22 protein-coding genes and 1 pseudogene are annotated in these 22,198 nt (G+C 64.8%); 8 read left to right on the top strand and 15 right to left on the bottom strand.

Annotated features, from left to right (window positions below):
- Positions 1-135: 135 nt before the first annotated feature.
- Entirely contained in the window at positions 136-381 is a 246-nt protein-coding gene (locus LB552_RS23215) for a DUF982 domain-containing protein (RefSeq protein ID WP_095767103.1), read from the bottom strand.
- Positions 382-488: 107 nt separating this feature from the next.
- Complete coding sequence (locus tag LB552_RS23210) at positions 489-683, bottom strand: hypothetical protein (protein ID WP_095767104.1); 195 nt, start codon at positions 681-683, stop codon at positions 489-491.
- Between the two features lie 427 nt (positions 684-1,110).
- On the opposite strand from LB552_RS23210, the gene LB552_RS23205 reads away from it, so the two are divergent.
- Entirely contained in the window at positions 1,111-1,470 is a 360-nt protein-coding gene (locus tag LB552_RS23205; RefSeq protein ID WP_095767198.1) for an ArsR/SmtB family transcription factor, read from the top strand.
- 411 nt (positions 1,471-1,881) lie between these two features.
- On the opposite strand, the gene LB552_RS23200 is transcribed toward LB552_RS23205, so the two are convergent.
- From LB552_RS23200 to LB552_RS23180, 5 genes are all read right to left on the bottom strand, one after another.
- On the bottom strand, positions 1,882-2,688 hold the full coding sequence (locus tag LB552_RS23200; protein ID WP_224610520.1) for an ABC transporter permease: 807 nt from the start codon (positions 2,686-2,688) through the stop codon (positions 1,882-1,884).
- Positions 2,689-2,693: 5 nt separating this feature from the next.
- On the bottom strand, positions 2,694-3,527 hold the full coding sequence (locus tag LB552_RS23195) for an ABC transporter permease (RefSeq protein WP_095767106.1): 834 nt from the start codon (positions 3,525-3,527) through the stop codon (positions 2,694-2,696).
- Between the two features lie 22 nt (positions 3,528-3,549).
- Positions 3,550-4,665: an ABC transporter substrate-binding protein gene (locus LB552_RS23190; RefSeq protein ID WP_224524851.1), complete on the bottom strand. Its 1,116-nt coding sequence runs from the start codon at positions 4,663-4,665 to the stop codon at positions 3,550-3,552.
- A 71-nt stretch (positions 4,666-4,736) separates the two neighbouring features.
- On the bottom strand, positions 4,737-5,831 hold the full coding sequence (locus LB552_RS23185; RefSeq protein WP_224610518.1) for an ABC transporter ATP-binding protein: 1,095 nt from the start codon (positions 5,829-5,831) through the stop codon (positions 4,737-4,739).
- 129 nt (positions 5,832-5,960) lie between these two features.
- Positions 5,961-6,857, bottom strand: a complete 897-nt coding sequence (locus LB552_RS23180; protein WP_224610516.1) for a LysR substrate-binding domain-containing protein — start codon at positions 6,855-6,857, stop codon at positions 5,961-5,963.
- Between the two features lie 82 nt (positions 6,858-6,939).
- Here LB552_RS23180 and LB552_RS23175 point away from each other — a divergent pair, with 82 nt between their 5' ends.
- From LB552_RS23175 to LB552_RS23165, 3 genes are all read left to right on the top strand, one after another.
- Positions 6,940-8,532, top strand: coding sequence for an amidohydrolase (locus LB552_RS23175; protein WP_224610514.1), 1,593 nt, complete (start codon positions 6,940-6,942; stop codon positions 8,530-8,532).
- Positions 8,533-8,560: 28 nt separating this feature from the next.
- Positions 8,561-9,493: a dimethylarginine dimethylaminohydrolase family protein gene (locus LB552_RS23170; protein ID WP_224610512.1), complete on the top strand. Its 933-nt coding sequence runs from the start codon at positions 8,561-8,563 to the stop codon at positions 9,491-9,493.
- A 171-nt stretch (positions 9,494-9,664) separates the two neighbouring features.
- A complete protein-coding gene (locus LB552_RS23165) occupies positions 9,665-10,387 on the top strand; it encodes a 3-keto-5-aminohexanoate cleavage protein (RefSeq protein WP_224610510.1) in 723 nt (240 codons plus the stop codon).
- A gap of 140 nt (positions 10,388-10,527) precedes the next feature.
- Here LB552_RS23165 and LB552_RS23160 read toward each other — a convergent pair whose 3' ends face one another.
- Together LB552_RS23160 and LB552_RS23155 are read right to left on the bottom strand one after the other, a co-directional pair.
- Entirely contained in the window at positions 10,528-11,586 is a 1,059-nt protein-coding gene (locus LB552_RS23160; protein WP_224610508.1) for a Gfo/Idh/MocA family protein, read from the bottom strand.
- 99 nt (positions 11,587-11,685) lie between these two features.
- The gene (locus LB552_RS23155; protein ID WP_224610506.1) at positions 11,686-12,471 is read right to left on the bottom strand and encodes a ThuA domain-containing protein; all 786 of its coding nucleotides are present in this window, start codon (positions 12,469-12,471) and stop codon (positions 11,686-11,688) included.
- Positions 12,472-12,672: 201 nt separating this feature from the next.
- On the opposite strand from LB552_RS23155, the gene LB552_RS23150 reads away from it, so the two are divergent.
- Positions 12,673-13,431, top strand: a complete 759-nt coding sequence (locus tag LB552_RS23150; RefSeq protein ID WP_224607307.1) for a DUF4239 domain-containing protein — start codon at positions 12,673-12,675, stop codon at positions 13,429-13,431.
- A gap of 2 nt (positions 13,432-13,433) precedes the next feature.
- Here LB552_RS23150 and LB552_RS23145 read toward each other — a convergent pair whose 3' ends face one another.
- From LB552_RS23145 to LB552_RS29910, 5 genes are all read right to left on the bottom strand, one after another.
- A complete protein-coding gene (locus LB552_RS23145; RefSeq protein WP_224610503.1) occupies positions 13,434-14,675 on the bottom strand; it encodes a glycosyltransferase in 1,242 nt (413 codons plus the stop codon).
- A 237-nt stretch (positions 14,676-14,912) separates the two neighbouring features.
- The gene (locus tag LB552_RS23140; protein WP_224610501.1) at positions 14,913-16,442 is read right to left on the bottom strand and encodes a tlde1 domain-containing protein; all 1,530 of its coding nucleotides are present in this window, start codon (positions 16,440-16,442) and stop codon (positions 14,913-14,915) included.
- Positions 16,443-16,982: 540 nt separating this feature from the next.
- Complete coding sequence (locus LB552_RS23135; RefSeq protein WP_224543995.1) at positions 16,983-17,447, bottom strand: DUF2231 domain-containing protein; 465 nt, start codon at positions 17,445-17,447, stop codon at positions 16,983-16,985.
- Positions 17,448-17,679: 232 nt separating this feature from the next.
- Positions 17,680-19,536: a DUF4396 domain-containing protein gene (locus tag LB552_RS23130; protein ID WP_224610500.1), complete on the bottom strand. Its 1,857-nt coding sequence runs from the start codon at positions 19,534-19,536 to the stop codon at positions 17,680-17,682.
- Between the two features lie 163 nt (positions 19,537-19,699).
- The gene (locus tag LB552_RS29910) at positions 19,700-20,122 is read right to left on the bottom strand and encodes a hypothetical protein (protein WP_411966400.1); all 423 of its coding nucleotides are present in this window, start codon (positions 20,120-20,122) and stop codon (positions 19,700-19,702) included.
- On the opposite strand from LB552_RS29910, the pseudogene LB552_RS29905 reads away from it, so the two are divergent.
- From LB552_RS29905 to LB552_RS23115, 3 genes and pseudogenes are all read left to right on the top strand, one after another.
- Positions 20,006-20,255, top strand: a pseudogene (locus LB552_RS29905) (multicopper oxidase domain-containing protein); the annotation flags it as partial. The gene LB552_RS29910 and the pseudogene LB552_RS29905 overlap by 117 nt on opposite strands.
- 132 nt (positions 20,256-20,387) lie before the next feature.
- Positions 20,388-21,233, top strand: a complete 846-nt coding sequence (locus LB552_RS23120) for a multicopper oxidase family protein (protein WP_224610563.1) — start codon at positions 20,388-20,390, stop codon at positions 21,231-21,233.
- A 26-nt stretch (positions 21,234-21,259) separates the two neighbouring features.
- The gene (locus LB552_RS23115; protein WP_224610499.1) at positions 21,260-21,793 is read left to right on the top strand and encodes a cytochrome c; all 534 of its coding nucleotides are present in this window, start codon (positions 21,260-21,262) and stop codon (positions 21,791-21,793) included.
- 218 nt (positions 21,794-22,011) lie between these two features.
- On the opposite strand, the gene LB552_RS23110 is transcribed toward LB552_RS23115, so the two are convergent.
- Entirely contained in the window at positions 22,012-22,173 is a 162-nt protein-coding gene (locus tag LB552_RS23110) for a hypothetical protein (RefSeq protein WP_224610498.1), read from the bottom strand.
- Positions 22,174-22,198 lie beyond the last annotated feature (25 nt).

Below are 22,198 nucleotides of genomic sequence, written 5' to 3'. Positions count from 1 at the left end.
CGTTAACCAACCATCACGCATTAGGTTCCGAAGAATCTTAAGGTGGCGACAGGCCGCGTTCGGACCGGCTCATGGGCACCGGTTGGCGCGCGATCCGGGCCGCTAAATGGCGCGACCAAGGGCCTTTAAAACGCTCTATTCCACCAGCACATGCGCCTCGCGCGCGGCGACGATAAAGGCCTCCCTGGCGTTGTCCGCCGCGATGTCGCCGCGGATCGCCCGGCGGCAGGCGCGCAACGCCGCGCCATGCAGCGCGCTGCCGGCATCGCGCCATTGGCCGGTCAGCAGTTCGACGGCTTGCTCCGCGTTGGATATATGCCGGATAGAGCCGGAAACGCCGACGGCGACTTCGACCGGCCTGGAAAACCATCCCTGGATCATCGCGAAAGCTCTCCCGAAATATGTCGGAACACGAAATTTTGCCGCGTGGTTCCGATCCGGAACGTCAACTTACCGTGAAGCCGTCTCACGAAGGCGGCGCACGCCGTTCATCTGCCAAGCGGCCGCCGCGAAAGCTCCATCAATTCCGCCTCGTCGGTGATGCCCGCCATGTAATTGGCGATGATGCGCGAAGCGCGCGCTTCCTTCTGTTCGGCGGTCTCGCCCTCGACATTGCCGTTCGCGTAGACACGGCCAAGCATGGCCGTCTCGTCAGGGGTGAATGTGTTGCGCACCGCGGTCATGGCTTCCTCCTAATAGCCCGGCCCCTCTCTGCCCCGGCTAACATATTAGCATGCTTCAAGATCGGGAGTGAGTCGCCGGTACATAGCAGGCCTCTTTGGTCAGGCGCCTCGCCCGGCCTGCTTCCGCGGCTGCGGCTGACCGCTGTTTTGTCGGGTCTCGTTATATTCTTGCCGAATGAGCGTTGCGCTGATACGCATTAGCAGCACGGAATTTTTCCGAGTCTGCATTGACTTGCGTCGAGAAAAGCGCCGTGCGTTCTGTCCGAGACCAGCAACCCCGACGTGGTGGCAACCGGGTTACGAAGGGGTTCTGGTCGAAAAGAAGCAGGGCAGGTCCCGTCCAAATCGGGGCTGGCCCGTCAACGCTCTGGAACTCCGAAGCCATTGCCCCCATGGCCTTCGGAAGAGCATGAACCATGGGGAATCGATGGTCACCAAGAAACTTACCGCCAACGCAGAAAGCGCGGCAGCCTTTCTTGCGGTGATGGGCAACGAGAAGCGTCTGCTCATCATGAACTACCTCGCTGAGGGCGAACTCTCGGTCGGCGTGCTCGCCGACAAGGTCGAACTCAGCCAGTCGGCGCTGTCGCAACACCTGGCCAAACTGCGCAGGTTTGGCCTTGTCGAAACCCGCCGCGATCGTCAGATGGTCTATTATTCCTGCAAGTCTTCGGCAGCGCGCGAGCTTCTGACACTGCTCGATGGCCTGCTGACGACGGACAAGCCGCTTGCCGGACCGGCAAGGCAGGCCTTGGTCGAAAGGATGCGGCGGCCGCAAGCCGCCTGAACAGATTGGCACGCAGGGACGAGGCCGGGGGGCCTTCGTCCGGCGTGCACTTCCATGGCGCGTGCAAGCGGCCGCATCGTGACCCGCCCACATTCCTTGAACCGCTGCTGCCATACCGCTCGCCGGGCGGTTCATCACGTTTGTTTGAGAGGCGACGCTTGGAAGTCCGATTTTTACTGCAAGCCGCTGATAGCAAACGATTTTGTGTATGAGCGGGGTCTGGCTGAGCCGAAGGTTACAGATTTGTAAGTCGCCTGGTCGGGCGCTGTTGGCTAAATTTCGAGTCGATCCACACCCCCGGATCATGACGGCGCCAAGCTTCCACTTCGGCTCCGTAAGAGGCTTGCCGCTCCGGCGGGCCTCTTTCGTTTCGGGCCGACGATGTGCCTTGCCGCCCGCCGACGCATCGCTCTAGCGTGCGCTGCGCTGCCTTGTGATGACGCTGCGCACGGCGAGCACCAGCACGGTGATGATGATCAGGATCACCGAGAGCGCGGCGATCGCCGGGTCGATGTTATCGCGCAGGCCCATCCACATCAGGCGCGGCAGGGTGATGGCGTTGACCGAGGTGATGAACAGCGTCACGCCGATCTCCTCCCAGGAGAGCACGAAAGACAGCAGCGCCGCGGTGACGATGCCGAACTTGATATTAGGCATAATGACGCGCGTCGCGCGCTCCCACACGCTGGCCCCGAGCCCGCGCGCGGCAAGGTCGATGCGCCGGTCGAGCTGGCTGAGCGACACCAGGATGAGCACCGTGGCGAAAGGCACGGTCATCACCGAATGCGCCATGGCGACGCCCAACCAGGTATCATACCCGAAGAAGGAGGTGATGCCGGAAACCGAGGTGAGCAGGAAATAGAGCGTCACCGCCGAGACCACCGGCGGCACCACCATCGGCAACAGCACGAAGCCGACAAGGGCGGCGGTGAAGCGCGGCTGGAACATCCACACGCCGAGGCTGAAGGTGAGGGCAAGCGCGGTGGAAAGGATGCTGCTGACGATGCCGATCCTGAGCGAAAGCAGGATCGAGTCCAACCAGCGCGGATCCTCGATCAGCGAGCGGTAGTGGCGCAGCGATAATTCACCCGTCGGCATGGTCAGCATCCGGCTCGGCGTCAGCGACACCGGGATGACGGCAAGCAGCGGCATCAGCAGGAAGAGTGCCACCAGCACGGCGAGGAGCAGCGAGACGGGGCCGGGGCGGTAGGTCGGCATCTCGGCTACACCAATTGCTTCGGTTTGACGTAGCGGAACAGCAGCGCCATCAGCGCGCCGACGAACACCACCAGCACGACGCTGATCGCCGCGCCCAGCCCCCAGTCCGGGCTCTGGAAGATGCGCAGATAAATCAGCTCCGCGATCATGACGCTGCGGCCGCCGCCGAGGATTGCCGGCGTGACGAAGAAGCCCAGCGAGAAGACGAAGGTGATCAGCGCCGAGCCGATGATGCCGGAGCGCGTCATCGGCACGAACACCGTCCAGAAGGTGCGCATGCGGCTGGAGCCAAGGCCACGCGCCGCAAGCAGCACGCGCTCGTCCAGGCTACGCATGGCGGATGCCAGCGGGAACACCGCGAAAGGGATGAGAAAATGCGACATGCCGACGATGACGCCGAACTCGTTGCGCACCAAAGTCAGCGGCTCCGAGATGAAGCCGACCGATTGCAGCCAGGTGTTGATCAGGCCGCGGTTGGAGAGCAGCGCGACCCAGCCGAAGGCGCGCGTCAGCACCGAGATCCAGAAAGGCACCAGGATGCAGAACTCGGCCAGCACACGCTGCACCGGACTGCCGCGCACCCAGACCACGGTGATGGCATAGGCGGCGGTGACCGAGACCACGGTGACGATCGCCGCGATGCGCAGCGTGCGGATGAACACCGACTGCACCAGGTCGTCGGTGAGCAAAGCGTGGTACTGGCCGAGGCCTGGCGTTGGGAGGGTAAAACTCCACTTCACCACGCCGAGGAAGGGCCAGGCATAGGCAAGGATCAAAAACAGGAGCAGCGGCGCCATCAACAGCGCCGCGCCCATCCTGTCGGAGAGGGGGCCTCTCATCGGTCAGAAAATCTCGGCCCGATCAGGCCGAGATGATCTTGGTGTATTCGTCGAGCGCGGCGCCGTAATTCTTGGCGTACCACTCCATGTCGAGCGGGATCTGCTTCTTCATGTTGTCCGGATCGACCGGGTTGATGCGCTTCTTGTCGGCCGGGATCAGCGCATCGGCCGCCGGATTGGCCGGGCCTTGTCCGAGCTTGTCGAACATCACCAGCTCCTTCTGCGGATCCTGGGTGCTGGCGATGAACTTCATCGCCGCGTCCTTGCCGCCGGGATTGTTCTTCAGCACCGCCAGCGCGCCGGGCGAGATCAGGCCCTGGTCCCAGATGAACTTGATCTGGCCGCCGGAGTCCTGCTCGATCAGCGAAGCGCGGGTCGACCATACGATTGCCATCGAAGCCTCACCGTTGAGCAATACGCTTTGGCTTTCGGCGCCGCCGCCCCAATAGGAGACGACGTTTTCCTTGAAGGCGGCGATCTTGTCATGCGCGCGCTTCAGATCGAGCGGATAGAGAGAGGCGGGTGCCACACCGTCTGCCAGCAGCGCCGCTTCCCAGCTCGACACGCCCCATTTGTAGAGCGAGCGCTTGCCGGGGAATTTCTTCACGTCGAAGAAGTCGGCCATGCCGGTCGGCGCGTTGGAGCCGAATTTCTGCGAGTCGTAGGCGATCACATAGGAGAAGAAGTAGGTCGAGGCGGCATATTCCCAGCCGAAGCCCGGCCGCATCTTGCTCTTGTCGACGACCTTGTAGTCGATCGGCTCGAGCATGCCCTGGCCGCCGAGCGTGATGGCTGAGAACGGATCGACGTCGACCAGGTCCCAGGTCGGCGCGCCGCTCTTGTACTGCGCGGCGATAGCACCTTCGGTCGGGCCGGAGCCGTCCATCTTGACCGGGATGCCTGTTTCCTTGGTGAAGGCCTGGCCGTAAGCGGCATCGTAAGCCGTTATGGCGTCGCCGCCCCAGTTCACCAGCACCAGCCCTTTGGTCTCGGCTTGAGCGCCGGTCGAGCGCAAAAGCATCGGCGTGCCGGCGAGCACGAGGCCCGCAAGCTGCGCGAACTGCCGGCGCGAGATCTCGCCGCGCTTGGTCCGCTCGGCGAGGGATTCGATCGTCTGTTTCTTGGTTTCGTTCGTCATGTCAGTTCCCCTTGTTGTCGTTGATTGAACCGGAAGCCGGCGCGGCGATTTCGGGCCGCGGCGGCGGGTGCTTATTGTCCTCCTTCCGGAAGGAGGAAGCCCTTCTCCGCCGGCCAGGTCAGCCAGACGGAATTGCCCTTGCTCAACGCAGCGGCCGCGACCTCGTTCGGCACCGAGACAGTGACCTTGGCGCCCTGGCGCGTGGTGAGGTCGAGCTTGGTCGCGGCACCGAGATAAGTCGAGGCGACGGCCGTCGCAGCAATGCCGTTTTGGTTGGCGAACGCTTCCGGCGCAATCGACATGTCTTCAGGGCGGATGGCGAGGATGGCGTCGCCTTTGATCGCCTCGGCCTTGCAGCGTATGTTGACCGCGCGATCTTCGCAGAGCCCAGTCGCGCCATTGTCGGCGGGGCGCACGCCTTTCACCGGCAGCATGTTGATCTCGCCCAGGAACTCGGCGACGAAGCGGTTGGTCGGCCGGTTATAGACCTCGTCAGGCCTGCCGACCTGCAACAGCTTGCCGTGATTGAAGATGGCGACGCGCGACGACAGCGCCAGCGCCTCGCTCTGGTCGTGCGTAACGAAGACGAAGGTGGTGCCGGTCTCCTGGTGCAGCCGCTTCATCTCGGCCTGCATCTGGCCGCGCAGGCTCTTGTCCAGCGCCGAGAACGGCTCGTCGAGCAACAGCACGCCCGGCTCGAATACCAGCGCGCGGGCCAGCGCCACACGCTGCTGCTGGCCGCCGGAAAGCTGCGCCGGCAGCTTCTTCTCGTGACCCTTCAGTCCGACGCGTTCGATCATCTCGCCGACACGGCTTTTGATCTCTGCGGCGGATTTCTTGCGCACCTTGAGCGGGAAGGCGATGTTCTGTTCCACGCTCATATGCGGGAACAAAGCATAGCCTTGGAACACCATGCCGGCGGCGCGTTGCTCGGCCGGCCGGTCGGTGATGTCGACACCGTCGCTGAAAAGCTTGCCTTCGCTCGGCTGCACGAAGCCGGCGAGGATCATCAGGAAGGTGGTCTTGCCGGAGCCGGATGGTCCGAGCAGCGTGAGGAATTCGCCGCGGCCTATATCGAGCGTCAGATTATCCAGCGCCCGGAACGAGCCGAAGCTCTTGCCGATCCCGTTCGCCTTGATCTCTGCGGCCCGGCCGGGTTGCTGCATCCTGCCTCTATCCTCACCGTCAAGCCAAATCGTAGGCACGGCTGCGGCTCACCGCAACCGAATAGTTTTCGCCTGATCGGCAAATTTGATTCACGCGTGGTGCGGAACGGCGACGCGGCAGCGCCAATCTCAATACTTAGCCAGACTGCTCTCCGACAGCTTCGCCCGCAGCCAGTCGCCGAAGGCATTGAGCACCGGGTGCCCCGCCTTGGCGTGCTCGAAGACCAGAAAATAGGAGCGCGGCGACGGGACGGTCGCCTCGAACGGCTTGACCAGCCGGCCTTCGCTCAGCGCCTGGCGGCCGGTCAGCTCGTCGCCGAGCGCAATCCCCTGGCCGGCGATTGCCGCCGAAAAGACCAGATTCATATCGGAAAAGAAGATGCCGCCTTCGGTATCGGGATTTTCCACCTTGGACAGCGCCAGCCAGCGCGCCCAGTCCTCGGTGTCGGAAAGATGCAGGAGGTTGGCGCGCAGCACGTCGGCGGGTTTGGAAAAACCGCCTACCTTGTTGAGCAGTCTCGGGCTGCAAAGCGGCGTGAAGGAGACTTCGCACAGCAGTTCCACCGCCCGGTTCGGCCAGTTGCCGACGCCGAAGGCGATGAAGGCGTCGGCATCCGGATTGCTGACATCGTCGAGCCGCCGCGGCGTGAGCACCGAGAGCGTCACGTCCGGGTACATCTGCTGGAACTCGCCGATATGCGTGCACAAAAACATCGAGGCGAAGCCCGGCGGACAGGAGATGGCGAAGGAGCCGCCAACGCCGGCGCCGCCGCCCTGCGTCACCGCATCACCGAGCACGGTCAGCGCCTTCCTGACGTCGGCAGCGTAGCGCTGGCCGCGCGGCGTCAGCGCCACGCCCTTGCCGATGCGCTGCAGGAGATCGAAGCCGAGGTCGCGCTCGAGCAGCCGCAGCTGATGCGAGACGGCGCTGCGGGTGAGGTGGAGTTCGTCGGCGGCGCGCCAGACGCTGCCGTGACGGGCAAAACTGTCGAGGGCGCGCAGCGCCTGCGTGGATGGTATTCGCAAGAGGCCTCAGGTGAACCGAATTTGCACGAGCCGGGAAAACATATCACTTTTTGATGCGCCGCTTCACTGCTTTCTTTAAGGCATGGAGGAACCGGTGACGACTTCAGCGCAAGAAACCGCGCTTGCCTGCATCGACAGCATCCAGCCGCTGCTGTCGGCCTGGACGCACACCATCTTCGATTTCGGCGAGACCGCCTGGCGCGAGTACCAGTCGGCGGCCTGGTATGTGGATCGACTGAAGCGCGAAGGCTTTTCGGTCGAGGAGGGCTCGGGCGGCATGCCCACGGCCTTCTGCGCCCATTGGACGAATGGCGACGGCCCGGTGATCGGCATGTATGGCGAATACGACGCCGTGCCCGGCAATTGCCAGGACGCAGCGACGGTGAAACGCGCGCGGCCGGGCCTTGGGCAGGAGGCGGGCGGCCATACCGATCCGCATTCGGGCCTCGGCATCGGCAGCCTCGGCGGGCTTTTGGCCACCAAGGCGGCGATGCTGGAACACCGCATCAAGGGCACGCTGCGCTTCACCGGCGAGCCGGCCGAGAAGGTGCGGGGCTCCAAGCCTATCCATGCTGCCAAGGGCTATTATGACGGCCTTGCCGGCATGATCTCCTTCCATCCCTTCTACATGCTGCCGCTCTGCAACACCGCGCGCTGGGACACGCATTGCGGCGCGGCCTATTCGATGATCTACCGCTTCGTCTGCGACGAGCCGGAAAATTGGGTTCGCGCCAGCGACGCAGCACCCATCCCGCAGGCGCATTCGGCGGTCAGGGCGCCCGGCGCCAACGACGCGCTGATGATGATGTACATGGCCTCCAAGGCGCTGCGCGATTCCATGCTGACGCATCAAGGCGGCTGGTCGATCAGCGAGGCGATCCTGACGGCAGGGCAAGCGACCGCCGACAACCTTCCGGCCGGCCTTGCCGAGATCCAGTACATGATCCGCGTGCCGACCATTGCCATGGCCGAGCAGGTGACTGCCGTTCTCGACCATAACGCGGAAGCCGCGGCAAAGATGAGCGGCTGCCGTTACGAGCGCCACTGGGTGTCGAAGTCGCGTCCGGGGCTGGCCAACCACGCCATGGCCGACATCACCTATCAGTCACTCTCGATCGTCGGCGCGCCGCGCTGGAGCGAGGAGGCGAGGGCGATCGCCCGCGAGGTCCAGGTCAATGCCGGCGGCGAGGCGACGGAGAACCCGTTCATCGACGAATTGGAGCGGCTGATTTCGCCGCAGGATGCCGAGGCGATCCTGCGCCGCGACCTGCCGCCCTCGCAGGTGAACTCCACCTCGGACGATTACACCGACATGAGCTGGCATGCGCCGACGTCGCGCTTCTATGTCGCCCGTCCGGCGCTGCGCGCCGCCACGGGCCACACCTATCCGGCCTGGGTGATGAACGCGCTGGGCGGCATTCCGGCGACCATCGACCCGATGGTCACCTGCGCCGCCAAAACCGTTGCGCTGACGGCGCTGCGGCTGCTGGAAGACAAGGCCGCGCGCGAGGCCGCCATGGACGAGTTCGTCAGGCGGACCGGCGGCGGCGTCGGCGGCTCGAACTGGATCGCGCCGCTCTGCGACTACGTACCGCCGATCAACTTCCGCTGGCCGGAATATGTCACCACGCCGCGCGGGCGCGACTGGTGGATCCCGGCCGCCTCCACCGCATGATACGAAACACCACCCCGAGGAGAACACCATGACCGTCCATGACCGCATCGTCGCCGAGCCGTTCTCGCTGCAGCGCCGCAACCCCAATGGCGGCACCAAGCCGTTGACCGCCTGGGGCTTCGCCAACGAAACTGATGTGCTGACCGACGTGCTGCTCGGCTCGCCGAACTTTCTGCGCCACCTGTCGACCAGCTCGCTGTCGCGCAAGCATCTGCGCGAGGCGCCTTGCAACATCCAGATCGCGCAGGCGCAGCACAAGGACCTTGTCGCGGCCTACGAGCATTTCGGCGTCAACATCCACTGGCACGAGCCGACGCCGGAATTGCCGATGCAGGTCTATTCGCGCGATTCCAGCGTCATGACTCCCTATGGCGCCTTCATCACCGCCATGGCCAATTGGTGGCGGCGCGGTGAGAATTATGCCGCCATCCGTACCTATGAAAAGCTCGGCATTCCGATCTACGACATGGTGACCGCCGGCACTTTCGAGGGCGGCGATTTCAACGTCATCGAGGAGGGCGTGGTGCTGATCGGCTGCGGCGGTGCCCGCACGCAGGAAGAGGGCGCACGCCAGGTCAAGGAATGGTTCGATAAGGAAGGTTGGGAGACGCGGCTCGCCTTCATCGACGAATATTACGTCCATATCGATCTGATGGTGGTGCCGATCGCCGAGAAGCTCACCGCCGTCTGCCTCGCCTGCACCGAGCCAGGCATTGTCGACTGGCTGAAGGGAAAGGGCCACGAGATCATCGACGTGCCCTTCCAGGACACGATGGCGCTCGGCTGCAACTTCATGTCGCTCGGCAAGGACAGGGTGATCGCGCCGACGTCGAGCAAGACGTTGATCGAAAAGCTGAAGGCGCAGGGCTTCGAGGTCGCGGCCGTCGACATGAGCGAGATCTCCAAGACCGGCGGCGGCATCCACTGCATGGCGCAGGCGCTGAAGCGGGTGCCGGCGTAACAGGCTTTCAAGCTCCGAAATTGCAGAAGGGGAACGCCTACGCCCTGGCCGGTCGGGCCAGGGAGATATTTCTTTTGCAGTCCCGGCCTGTCAGGAGACTTCGTCATATCCGTTCCGATCATCCTGGCCCTACGCTAGGCTCTGGCCAGCCGAAACAGGATTGCTGCAAAGATGATCGTTCAGGCCTGCATCAACGGCGCCCGAGCCGCCGACTTCCACCCCGCATTGCCGCTCGATCCCGAGGCGATGGCGCGCGACGCCGCCGCCTCGATCGCGGCGGGCGCAGCCGAGCTGCATGTCCATGCGCGCGGTATTGATGGCCAAGAGAGCCTGGCGCCGGAAGCGATGGACAGCACGGTCGCAGCACTCCGCCGCGCCTGTCCGGGCACCCTGATCGGCGTTTCCACCGGCGCCTGGATCGAGAAGGACGATTTGCGCACGCTGGTTGCCATTTCCGGCTGGCGCGAGCTGCCCGATTATGCCTCGGTCAATCTCAGCGAGACGGCGGCGCCCGTCGTCATGGAAAGCCTGCGCCAGCGCGGCATCGCCATCGAAGCCGGGCTCGCTTCCGTTGCCGATGCCGAGCGTCTCGTCGGTCTCGACCATGGCGGGCGGGTGCTGCGCGTGCTGGTCGAGATTTCCGAGCAGGCGCTGGATGAAGCCTTTGCCGTGGCAGACGGCATCGAGACGGTGCTGGAGCGCGCCGACATCCGCCGCTCCATCCTGCTGCACGGCGAGAACGCCACGGTTTGGCCGTTCGTGGAAAGGGCGGCCGCGCAGAAGGTGTCGACGCGGGTCGGGCTGGAGGACGGCAAGGAATTGCCGGACGGAAGCGTGGCGGACGGCAACGCCGCGCTGGTGGCTGCGGCGGTGGCGATTTACCGCGCTCGGTGATCTTGTTCCTCGCCTCCACGAAGTGGGGGAGAGGTGGCTCGGCGAAGCCGAGACGGAGAGGGGGAGCGCCCTACGAAGACCCCCTCTCCGTCCGCTTCGCGGACACCTCTCCCCCGCCTTTGGCGGGGGCGAGGAAAGCGCTACTGCGTATCCGCGATGGCCCTCAACTCGGCGCGCTTCTCATCCGACACAACGGCAAGATCCAGCACCTTCTGCAGGCCCGCCGCGTGGCGGAAGGTCGGCTCGGTCTGCGCGCCGCTCTTCACCGCCTCGACAAAGCGCTGGTAGTTGGTCGGGACGGTGCCGGCGTCGAGCTCTTCCCATTTGGCGTTCTCGACATTGTCGCCGACGCAGGCCTTGAGCATCGAGCCGTCGAGATTGTGCACCACCTCGATGCCGCCCTTGTCGCCATGGATGCGCAGGCGCAACTCGTTGATGTGGCCGGTGGCCCAGCGGCTGGCATGCACCACGCCGAAGGCGCCGTTGGCGAAGTCGAGCGTCATGGCGAAACTGTCGTTGGCGTCGAGCTGGTACTCGCCGATGCGGTTGCCCGGCGCCTTGTCGAAGGCGCGCAGCCTGCAGAAGACATGGTCGATATCGAGCGCCGCGCCATAGCTGGCGAAATCGAGGATGTGGATGCCGACATCGCCGAGCACGCCGTTGGAGCCGTGGCCGCGCGACAGCCGCCACAGCCATTTCGGATCGGTGCGCCAGTCGCCCCAGAATTTCGACACCAGCCAGCTCTGCAGGTAGGATGCCTCGACATGGCGCACCGTGCCGATCTCGCCGGCCTGCACCATCCGGCGCGCCTTCTGCAACGCGGCGACGTTGCGATAGGTGAGATTGACCATGTTGACGATGCCGGCGGATTCTGCGGCATCGGCCATTTCGTTGGCCTTGCGGAAATTTTCCGCCAGCGGCTTCTCGCACAGCACCGGCTTGCCAGCGGCGACCAGCGCCATGGTGGTCGGATGATGGATGCGGTCCGGCGTGACATTGGCGACCGCGTCGAAATCGCCCCAGTCGAGCGCCGCCTCCAGCGAGGTGAAGCGCTTCGGGATCTTGTAGGCGTCGGCATATTCGCCGACGCGGGCCGCATCGACATCGACGGCGCCGACGATCTCGACGCCCTCGATCGCGCCGAAGCGGCGGGCATGTTCCTGCGCCATCCAGCCGGTACCGAGTATCAAAAGCCGCATTTTTGTCCCTTTGAGCGATTTGGTTCGATTCAATAACGGGGGAGAATGTGACCCGGGCGCTGTTTTGGCGCAATCCCAAACGAAGCGGAGAGGCGCTTTTTAGCGGAAGCCGGCCTCGCCATGCGCATGCAGCCTGGGCCCGCGCTCCTCGATCGGCTCCAGCGCCTTTTCCACCGGCACGTTCGGCGCGTCGAGGATGGCGGGCTTCGCCCCTTGCGGGTTGTGCGCCCACTTCACCGCATTGCGCAGCACCTTCTGCACGGTGGCGTCGTGATAGGTCGGATAGGTTTCGTGTCCGGGGCGGAAGTAGAAGACATTGCCGGCGCCGCGCCGGTAGGTGAGGCCCGAGCGGAACACCTCGCCGCCCTGGAACCAGGAGATGAAGACGGTTTCCAGCGGCTCCGGCACGGCGAACTGCTCGCCATACATCTCCTCGTTCTCGAGCTCGAAGAACTCGCCGATGCCTTCGGCGATGGGATGGCTTGGGCTCGTCACCCAGAGCCGCTCGCGCTCACCGGCCTCGCGCCACTTCAGCGTGCAGGGCGTGCCCATCAGCCGCTTGAAGATCTTCGAGAAATGGCCGGAATGCAGCACGATCAGCCCCATGCCTTCGAAAACCCTGCGCGCTACGCGCTCGACCACCTCGTCGGCCACCGCGCCATGGTCCTTGTGACCCCACCAGACGAGCACGTCGGTTTCGGCTAGGCGGGATTGGGGCAGGCCGTGCTCCGGCTGCTCCAGCGTCGCGGTCGAGGCTGATATGCCTGTGTCGGTGTTCAACGCCGTGGCAATGGTCGCGTGCATGCCTTCCGGATAGATCGAGGCCACCACCTTATTGGTCCGCTCATGGATGTTCTCGCCCCAGACGACAGCGCGAATTGTCATGGATTGCCTCGTGAGTGATTGGGAGCCGCCCCGCGCCATAGATAGCGCCTTCGCCCGGTATTGGAAGCGGTTTTCGCAATGCGGTGAATGCCGGCGGAGTCATCATCCTGTGGTCTGCGCCGCCGCGCTCCTTGCTTCGCGCTGGATGATGAGTTCGCGAGGCCGATTGGCAAGCTTCCCTTCCCGTGCGCAATATTGGCCATGGGCGAAGTGCTTGTAGGCGCAGCGATCTTTGCTTGTCTGGCCGGGGCCTCGCTGGTCAGCCTGATGGTGCACGAGCGTTTCCCTGCTCACCACCTTCAGGACGACACCAGCGCAGTGGTGCGGCTTGCCGCGAATCTGTTCGTGGTGATGTCGTCGCTTATGCTCGGCCTGATGATCAATTCAGCCAAGAACACATTCGAGGCCATCAACGGCAACGTCCACACCTTCGCCACCGATCTCATCCTGCTTGATCGTACGCTTCGACGTTACGGACCGGAAGCAGACAGCGCCCGGCAATCGCTGACCGCATACGTCCAGCGCGTCGTCGACACCTCTGCCGCCGACAGCGACACGACCGTCGTCCCGAACAGGCTGGCGGAACTGCTGCTCAATCAGGTCGGCGACATTCTGGCGGGATTGACGCCGGCGGATGCCAGGCAGACCGCCGCACAACAGGCCGCGACACAGCAACTGCAGAAGCTGATCGAGCAGCGCTGGATACTGGCCGAACAGTCCGAGGGCGCCATACCCGCGCCACTGATCGTTCTGCTCGTCGCCTGGCTGACGCTGATCTTCGCCAGCTTCGGCTTCCGGGCGCCGCGCAATGGCACCATCGTCTTCACCTGCCTCGTTTCCGGGGCGCTGGTCGCCGCGGCGATCTATCTGATCGTCGACATGGACAGCCCGTTCTCAGGCCCGATCCAGGTCTCGCCGGCGCCCCTGCAACGAGCGCTGGCTGAACTGACGACGCAATGAGTTTACCGGCCGGGCTGGCCGAGCAATTCGACCAGCAGTCTCGCCGCTGCCTTGGCGCCGTCGGTGCGGATCATGCCGGCGATAGTGCTCGCGCGGGCGCCGGCCGCCAGCGCCGCCTCCAGCGCCGCCGACAGCGACTGCGCCGTCGGCACCTGGCCGTCATGCGCGGCGCCGATGCCGAGCTCGGCCGCCCGTCTTGCCCAATAGGGCTGGTCTCCGATCTGCGGCACGATCACCTGCGGCGCTCCCGCCCGTGCGGCGGCGACGGTCGTGCCGGCGCCGCCGTGATGGATGACGGCGGCGACGCGGCCGAACAGCGCCTGCTGGTTGACCTCGCCGACGGCAAAGCAGTCGTCGCGATCGTCGACGGGGCCCAACTCTGCCCAGCCATGCGCGAGTACCGTACGGAGGCCCTTGGCGCGGATCGCCTCGATGGCGGCGGGGCCGGCTTCGCTCGCGACCGATATGGAACCGAAGCCGACATAGACCGGCCGCGGGCCGGCATCGAGGAAGGCTTTGAGCCCGTCGGGCAGGGGCCGCTCGTCCGGCAGGATGAAGGCGCCGGTCTGCACGACGTCGATCAGGTCCGAGCCCGGCCATGGTCCCAGCGTCGGGTCGCAGGCGAGCAGGACGGGATTGCCGTAGACATAGTCCCGGACATTTTCCACCGGGGGCAGTCCGAGCGATGCGCGATGGCCGTTGATCGCCTCGCCGAAGAGGGCGTTCTTGGTCCGGATGTCCGTCTCCCACAGCAGCCGGTTGTCGGTCACGCCGGCCGGCAGCGGATGGCCCGGATATTCATGCGGCCGGTTGTGCGGCGACGGCAGCCAGATGGGGCAGAACGTGCCGAGCATGTAACGCGTGCCGCGTTGTTCCGTGACCAGCCGCGCGGCCGCGCAGGACGGGAAGAGGCCGAACGCCACCACTGCATCGCAGCCTTCGGCGGCCGCGCTCAGCGCCTCATATTGCCTGGCGACGATCTCGGCCGCCTGGCCGGAAATGAGCCGGGCCCGGTCCTCGGGCGAGGCCGATCGCGACCGATTGACCATTTCCTTCGCCCATTCGCGCACCGGCGCGAAGGCCGGTGCCAGCGGCACGCCGGCGCGGGCCAGAAGGGCGGCAAACTCCTCGTCGCCCGGTGCGCTGACCCTGGCCTCGACGCCATGCGCCTGCAAAGCCGCGCCCAACGCCGCCAAAGGCTCGACGTCGCCGCGCGAGCCGTAAGTCGATAACAAGATACGCATTCCATGCTCCGTGTCGTTTTTCGGAGCAGCGTTGATACGCCATGGCCGGGGGCTTGCCGCAAGCCCGGGCTGCGCCATATCTACCTTCTGGGAAGGGTCGTTGCTGCGTCCTCGGTCGCGTCGCTATTCGAAGCGGCGACGACATACCAAGCATCCGCGCGGATCAGCGCGAAGCCCTTCGGATCGGCAAGTGGGGATCGGCCAGTGCCGGCGACAAGCTCGCCGGCCGGATAGGGTTTAACCTTGGCGGCCTTCCTGGGCGACCCGGGTGGGGGAGCTTGTGAGGCGCGGGACGACAACGAGACGCTTGATCTTGCCGTTTTTGTAGGCGGCAAGGAAGCGGTGATAGTCCTTGAAGACGACGCAGCCATTGGATTCCGCACGGCCGCCGCGCAGCATATAGGTGTGCGCAAGCAGGCCGTTGCGGCCGTATTTGTTGTTGCCGCTGGTCGGCGTGAGCCTGATTGCCTCGACCCCGTGAAAGCGCGACTCGCGCATCGACAGATTGTAGGTGTCGGGCGGCGTCGGGCCGACATTCTTGCGGTTGACGAAGCGCGGCTGGTCGACCATCGAGCCCAGCCCTGAATGCGCTTCCAGTTTCGAGCCGTCGGGCATGTAAACGGTCCTCGCCGAAATATCGTAGACGGCAACGCCATTGCCCGTCGTGGGTCCATTGAAAAGGTTGCGGAACGCGCTGCCGAGTCCGCCGCGCTCCGGCGTGTCCGGCTTGGCATAGGCGAGCATCTCGGACGCCTGCGCCTTGCGCTTGCCTGGCTGGGAGTCGGTCACGAGCGGTTTCGAGTCTGTCACGCCCGGCAGGGCCTGGTCGCCGTTCCTCGGCGAGACCGCCGTCGGTGCGCCTTGCGCGGTATCGGCAGCGGCCGGCCGCGGCTTGGCCTTGGCAACCGGCGGCTTCGCGGCTTCGGGCTTCTGCGTCCTGGCGGCGTTTTCTTCGGGCGCTTCGGTGGCGCGTTCGAGCGTGGCGCGCGGGCGAAGGCCGGGCACGGCAATGGTGTCGGGCAGATCGTCCTGCGGCGGCAGCGAGGCGACCTGGTAGGCGCCATCCTTGCCGTTGTCCGGTTTGGCGGCGACATCAGGCGCGTCGCTGTTTTCGAGCGCGACGGCGGTCGGAGGGTCGGCTGTATCCTCCGGCGCTATGTTGGCGAGCGCCAGCGCCAAGTCGGAAGCGCCGGCGATTTCGGCCGGCCGCGAACCGAAGCGGGCTTCCGCCGGGGCTCCCGGCAGCGCGCCGCCGAAGCGGCTCGCCGTAGGCAGGCTGGCCAGCAGGAACGGCGCCTTCTCGGCGCGGGCAAAGGCATCGGCAAGCTTTTGCGGCGAAAGCGCGGCGCGCTTTACAACGCCGTCGAAGCGGTCGACGGCCCCGGCGGCCGAAGCCGCCACGACGTTTTCATGCGCGACGCTATCCGGCGCCGGCAGCTTGAGGCGCGCCGTCTTGCCGGCGTGGCCTTCTTTCTTCAATTTTTCAGGAGTTTGGCCGTCATGCCTGAAGCTTGTCGCGAGGCTGAAGCAGCCGGAGTCGCAGCCGCCGGTGAGCGAGCCTGCCTTGTAGCCGCCATTGACGGCAAGGTGCGGCGCCCAGGCGTTGGCGATCTGCCGGCGCTGGTCGCCAAGCGCGATGTTGCGCGGCGAAAGCAGGCCTTGCGGCAATCCGTTGGAAGCGGCGGTCAGCGAGGCGCTCACCGAATGGAGCCCCGCCAAGGTCGCGGCGGACCACAGCACGAGGGCGGCGCCGACAGCAGGCACCACGACCCAACGATGACCAGACTTTTGCGAAGTTACCCCCCCATGAGGAGCGTCACCCCGGTTCTTCAAACGCAAAAACGCCATACGACCACTCTCAATCGGCATGCCGGTTTGCGGACCTGGCACCCGTCACGATCACAGTTCGCTGGTGCCCCCTGCACCTTCACGCGTCTGTTGCCGATTGATTCAAAAGATGGACAAAGTTGGTTAACCAATCCCTCCACCAATCGCCGATTTGGCGACGGTCCATACGAAAAAAGAGCCCTCCATGATCTATGCCACGGTAAAAATGCTCTTCCTCACCCGCTTTGCTGCCCGTTTTTCCGGCCTCTGTCAAGAAAACGTGAAGGCTGGAACCGCAGCATCTCCAGCCGGCTAGAGGCCGATTGGGGTCAAAATGCGACGATCTGAAGAATTGCGGAACAAGCCAGTCGCAGAACCTTTGGACCAGGTTTTGGGGAGTGCCGGCGGCCGGCGCTGTCTCCTTGTTGCGGGGATCGCCCTAAAAAGCCACCCGCTGACTGCAGCGACAAAGCCGAAACGTCAGCGCCGTTCGTCAGGGCTGTCGGCGACACCGACATGGTGGCGATAGACCATCTCCCAGCCCTTCCATCCGGTGAACAGAAGAATGAGGACCACGAGCAGGGACAGTATTAGACCGATCGGAATGACCGCAGCTTCGCCATGAACATAGCGCGAATACCAGTTGTAGAGCTCGATCAGGACGACAATCACATTGCCGCCGGCGTGAAGCCATGCATCCCGAAGATTGCGGACCTGGTCATCGCCCAGCACATCAGTCAGGCCGGCAACAGCGGCCAGGGCCGCCATGATCAGACCGGCCCCGAGAAGCCACAGCGAGCCTGTCACCCAACCGGGATTGCCCGTTCGCCAGAAGATCAGGTCGCAGACCAAGGTGGCGACGAAAAACGCGATGGGAAAGGGGATCAGCATCGGGTGGATCGGATGGCCGCCGATGCTTGCCGTGCTGCGCGGATAGTGGGTCATGGCGACGCCTCCAAGCTAGCTGGGCCGACTGACCCTGCCCAACGGAGCTGGCCAGCCGCGACAGAGAACATGAAACCCCGGCGGCGGTGGAATGTTCCATTGCGCGCCGCCGCTCGCAGCGCCGCGCCGACGCCTTTGCGCCGATGAACCGCGAAGCTCGGCTGTTTGTCGGCAGAAGCTTTTGGGTGCTCGGTTCGGTCCCCAATGTAGCCGACCGACGGTCCGGTCTTCATCAGCGAACGTCGATGACGACCATCAGACCGCCGCCGCCCTTCTCCTCGGCATTGTTATTCGTGGTGTGATGCGGGATGTGGCAGTGAATCAGCCACTTGCCCGGACGCCTCGCTGTCCAGACGACATCATATCGCTGGCCCGGGCCGACGTTGACCGTATCGTTAAGGAAACGTGCGGCGACGGGAATCGTCTCGCCGTCGCGAGCGACCACTTCGAACGGGCCGCCATGGATGTGCATCGGGTGTATGAAGCCGTTGTTGGTGCCGATGAAGCGGACCTTTAGCGTCTCGCCGACCTTCATATGGATCGTATCGGTTGACGGATAGGCCTTGCCGTTGATGGTGAAGAAGTTCGGCATGCCGCCGTCCATCGGCATCGATGGATAGGTCAGGCCTTCGCGGACGAGCCATTCCTGCAGCTCGATGACGTAATCGTGGTCGGCGGCGACCTCGTCGGCGGGATTGGCAGGATCGATGATCAGCGCGCCATAGAGGCCGAGTGCCTGTGTGCGGTCGGGCTTGGCGTGCGGATGATAGAAGTAAGTGCCGTGCTGGGTGGCGGTAAACTCGTAGGAATAGGTCTGCCCGGGCTTGATCGGCGCCTGGGTGATCTCGGTCGGCCCGTCCATCTGATTGGGCAGGATCAGGCCATGCCAGTGCACCGTTGTTTCCTCCGGCAAGGCGTTGGTCACGTTGATGCGCACCCGGTCGCCCTGACGGATATGGATGCGCGGGCCCGGAATCTGACTGTTATAGGCATAGGCGTCGACCGCCACGTCCGGCAGGATGTGCCAGCGGATCACCGACGGCCTCAACTCGAACACCTTCACGCCGTTTTCCATGCGGAACGGCAGGTCTTGGTCGCCCTTCGCAGCCAGACCGTAAGACGCGCTCACCAGCCGAGGATCGGCCGCCGCCATGTCGCGCATGGTATCGGCCGGCGTGTCACGGTCCATGATCATGCCCTGGGGCATGATCACTCCGCCGACGTCGCGGGCCGAGAGCCTGAGGTTCAGCCAGTTCGCAGGCGCCGCCATGCCGATCGCCAGGGCGAGCGCAGACACCGTACCGAGCGCCGCGATTTGCGGTGTGGTCGCGTCAGAGCGCATGTGATGGCCGGCGGCGCGCTGTTCGCCCGCCGGTTCGTGGCCCTGCCGGGCATGGCCGTGCCCGCTCGCTTCGGCCGGTTGCGGGCGCTCGGTCATCAGCCCGTGCTTGAGGCCGCGCGCGACCAGCCAGACATTGGCGGGATAGGCCAGCGTGAAGCCGGCGATGACGCCCAGCGACATCACGCCCCAGAACAGAAGTTCGGTGGGCTCCATGGCGCGCATGTCGCGGCCCATCATCAGGAAGCTCATGACCGGCGCCATGCCGGCCATCATGAAGTTCATGGAGATGAACTCGGGCAGGAAGCTCTTCTTCACATTTTCCCAATAGCTGCCGCCCATCATCGATTTCATGAACAGCGATTGGAAGATGAACAGGCCGAAGGCAAAGCCGGCGAGATATTCGACGATGAGGTCGAGCCACATCGGCAGGCCGAGCGTGGCAGTGACGACCGCGGCAAGGATGATCCCGGTGGCGTCGCCGGCGACACAGTGGATGGTGGAGCCGACGCCCTGCTTCCAAAGAGGCTTTGTGAAGGCCTCATGCTCGCCGGGGCGCGGTTCCTTGTCGGCCAGCACATAAAGCAGCAGGCCGAGCGGGCCCATATAGAGCGTCACCAGGATGAAGCCCCATTTCATCACCACCGGCTCGGGATTGTTGCGGTATTGGTCGAACCCGACATAGAGCGTCGAAGCAGCCGCGAGCACGAACCAGGCAACGAGGAAATAATCGATCGGTTGGATGAGCATGATGTGGCCTCTGCTCGATGAAACGGCTGGTTGCATCCCCGCGGATGAACGCGGCCGGGGCCACTACGATCCATCGTGCGGAATTTCCGGCTCCAGCCTCGATCGAGCTTGACCTTCCAGCAACTGGAACCCTTAGCGTCGGCGCGAGGCCTGCGGCGGGCCCTTAATCGAGATCGAGGAGCGAAAAATGCATCGACGCGGTTTTCTGGCGGCAAGCCTGGTGACGGTTCTGGCGAGCCCGCGCGCGCTGGCCCAGATGAAGATGGACGACATGTCGAACATGCCCGGTATGGACCATGCCGGCCATGACATGGGCGCGATGAGTCAAGGCCCCGTGGCGCTGCCCCAGAACCAGCCCTTGCGCGAATTGCCGCTGCTGGCGAATGAAGCGGCCGGGCCCGGCCTGTTCAAGGCGAGGCTGACAGCAGAGTCGGCCACGGCGCGCTTTGCCGCCGACCGGGACACGCCGATTCTTGCTTATAACGGGATCAGCCCAGGACCGCTGATCGAGACGCAGGAGGGCGACCGCGTCGAGATCACCTTCGCGAACCGGATCGAGGGCGAGCCAAGCACCATCCACTGGCATGGCATGCCGGTGCCGGCGGACCAAAGATGGCAATCCGATGGACGCGGTGGCGGCGGGCGCCGACCGTGTCTACGCCTTCGAACTGCCCGAAGGCTCGGCCGGCTCCTACTGGTATCATCCGCATCCGCATGGTCGGACGGCCGAGCAGGTTTATCGCGGCCTTGCCGGTGCGTTCGTCGTCAAGGCCAAGGCCGATCCGATCCCGGCCGCCTATGGAGACACCACGCTCTTCCTAACCGACCTTCGCCTCGCCGCCGACGGTTCAATGCCCGAAAACACCATGACCGACATGATGAACGGCCGCGTCGGCGATCACGTGCTGGTCAACGGCCAGAAGAACCCGCGGCTCGCCGTGGCAATGGGCACGAAACGGCGCTTGCGGCTCTACAATGCCACCAATGCGCGCTTCCTGAGGCTTGCTTTCGTCAACGCGGCAATGACGGTGATCGGCAGCGACGGCGGGCTGCTTGAGGCGCCGGTGGCAGCCGACGAGATCCTGCTCAGCCCGGCCGAGCGCGTCGAGCTGGTCGTCGCTTTCGACAAGCCGGGGACAGCAACCCTCACCACGCTCGACTACGACCGCGGCTGGATGGGGCCGGGCCGGCCGGAGGACAAGAGGCTCGCCCTGCTGACGGCCGACGTCTCGGACACGCAGGCCGAGCCGATGCCGCCGCTGCCCGAGCGGCTGCGGCCGATCGCGCGATTTGGCCAGCCGACGGTTAGCCGCCGTCTCGTCTTCACCGAGACCATGGCGATGAAGCCCACCGGTATGGAGATGGGTTTTCTGATCAACGGCATGGCGTTCGACATGCGGCGCGTCGATATCGTCGCCAGGGCCGGTGACACCGAGCTCTGGGAGACCGTCAACCAGGCCGACATGGACCATCCTTTCCATCTCCACTGCACACAGTTCCAGCTCATCGAGCGCGAGCGCGACGGCAAGGTCTCGAAGCCGCCCTATCTGGCGTGGAAGGGCACGGTCAACGTGGCGCGCGGGGAGACGGTGCGGCTCGTCACGCGCCAGGAGCGGCCAGGGACGCGCATGTATCACTGCCACATCCTCGAGCATGAGCAGCTGGGTATGATGGGCGTCGTCGACGTGCAGGCATGAGGTCTGGCATCGTTTGCGCGGCGGCGGTGCTGGCCCTCGCCGTGTTGCCGGTAGCCGCACCGTCGCTGGCTCGGGACCCGGACAACGCGATCGTTACGACGCGCCAGGCCGCGATGAAGGAGATGGCCGCCGCAGCCAAGGCGATCGCCGAGATGTTCGACGGCAAGCGCGCCTATGAGCGGGCGGCCTTCAAGGCAGCGGCGGGCACACTCAGCGCCCGCACCGGCGGTGCTCTGATTGCAGAATTCCCGCGGGGCACAGTTGGCGCGCCGTCGGCCGCCAAACCGGAGATCGACCAGGCCCGGCCGGAGTTCGAGGCGCTCGCCCGCCATATCGGCCGGCTTGCCGATGCGCTCGCCGCCAAGGCCGGGAACGCGCCCGCCGAGATTACTGCCGACATGCGAATGACGGGACCGCCCGTAGACGGCGGCAGCCTGCTTGGCAAGCGCCCGGGCGTCGCCGAGGCCGATCCGACAAAAATGCCAGCGGAGCATCTCCTGCACCTCATTCTGCAGGACTGCACGAGCTGCCATTCGAAGTTCCGGCGGACAGTCGAATGAGGCCGGACGCGTTCAGTTGCAAGACCGGTGGGCGAGGCGAAGAGGGGTTCGGTGGCAGTCGGCTTGCCCCAAAAGAAGTCACCCTTGCCGCACGCGGGGCGCCTCGGTGCGGCCCAGGACAGTCAACCCGATCTCACTGGCCCCGGAGCCGCGCGAAATCGTCGAGGATTGCTGGGCGCTCGCCCCAGCTTGGTCGGGCCTTGGTGCTCGCCAGTCATTCACTTGCTGCCTTGCTGTACTGCGCCGGGCACGATCAGAGCGCCCTGGTCAGGTCCCGAAAATTTGAAGCCGATAAAAAACAGGGCGATGATGAGAACGCAGATTGCCAGCACCGTGACGAGGGTCCTTCTCGGGTTTTCGGCTGGCGGTCTGTCTTCCATGGCAATTCGCCTCGGATTCTAAACT

It is taken from the genome of Mesorhizobium sp. CA7 (genome assembly GCF_020165015.1).
Lineage (GTDB): Bacteria > Pseudomonadota > Alphaproteobacteria > Rhizobiales > Rhizobiaceae > Mesorhizobium.
Note: the sequence above shows the minus strand (reverse complement) of the source record. Positions and strands in the feature narration are given on the sequence as shown.

Coding starts and splice junctions, on each gene's coding strand:
- LB552_RS23215 (WP_095767103.1), bottom strand. CDS start 381: ATGATCCAGGGATGGTTTTCCAGGCCGGTCGAAGTCGCCGTCGGCGTT.
- LB552_RS23210 (WP_095767104.1), bottom strand. CDS start 683: ATGACCGCGGTGCGCAACACATTCACCCCTGACGAGACGGCCATGCTT.
- LB552_RS23205 (WP_095767198.1), top strand. CDS start 1,111: ATGGTCACCAAGAAACTTACCGCCAACGCAGAAAGCGCGGCAGCCTTT.
- LB552_RS23200 (WP_224610520.1), bottom strand. CDS start 2,688: ATGCCGACCTACCGCCCCGGCCCCGTCTCGCTGCTCCTCGCCGTGCTG.
- LB552_RS23195 (WP_095767106.1), bottom strand. CDS start 3,527: ATGAGAGGCCCCCTCTCCGACAGGATGGGCGCGGCGCTGTTGATGGCG.
- LB552_RS23190 (WP_224524851.1), bottom strand. CDS start 4,665: ATGACGAACGAAACCAAGAAACAGACGATCGAATCCCTCGCCGAGCGG.
- LB552_RS23185 (WP_224610518.1), bottom strand. CDS start 5,831: ATGCAGCAACCCGGCCGGGCCGCAGAGATCAAGGCGAACGGGATCGGC.
- LB552_RS23175 (WP_224610514.1), top strand. CDS start 6,940: ATGGAGGAACCGGTGACGACTTCAGCGCAAGAAACCGCGCTTGCCTGC.
- LB552_RS23170 (WP_224610512.1), top strand. CDS start 8,561: ATGACCGTCCATGACCGCATCGTCGCCGAGCCGTTCTCGCTGCAGCGC.
- LB552_RS23165 (WP_224610510.1), top strand. CDS start 9,665: ATGATCGTTCAGGCCTGCATCAACGGCGCCCGAGCCGCCGACTTCCAC.
- LB552_RS23160 (WP_224610508.1), bottom strand. CDS start 11,586: ATGCGGCTTTTGATACTCGGTACCGGCTGGATGGCGCAGGAACATGCC.
- LB552_RS23155 (WP_224610506.1), bottom strand. CDS start 12,471: ATGACAATTCGCGCTGTCGTCTGGGGCGAGAACATCCATGAGCGGACC.
- LB552_RS23150 (WP_224607307.1), top strand. CDS start 12,673: ATGGGCGAAGTGCTTGTAGGCGCAGCGATCTTTGCTTGTCTGGCCGGG.
- LB552_RS23145 (WP_224610503.1), bottom strand. CDS start 14,675: ATGCGTATCTTGTTATCGACTTACGGCTCGCGCGGCGACGTCGAGCCT.
- LB552_RS23135 (WP_224543995.1), bottom strand. CDS start 17,447: ATGACCCACTATCCGCGCAGCACGGCAAGCATCGGCGGCCATCCGATC.
- LB552_RS23130 (WP_224610500.1), bottom strand. CDS start 19,536: ATGCTCATCCAACCGATCGATTATTTCCTCGTTGCCTGGTTCGTGCTC.
- LB552_RS29910 (WP_411966400.1), bottom strand. CDS start 20,122: ATGCCAGTGGATGGTGCTTGGCTCGCCCTCGATCCGGTTCGCGAAGGT.
- LB552_RS23120 (WP_224610563.1), top strand. CDS start 20,388: ATGCCCGAAAACACCATGACCGACATGATGAACGGCCGCGTCGGCGAT.
- LB552_RS23110 (WP_224610498.1), bottom strand. CDS start 22,173: ATGGAAGACAGACCGCCAGCCGAAAACCCGAGAAGGACCCTCGTCACG.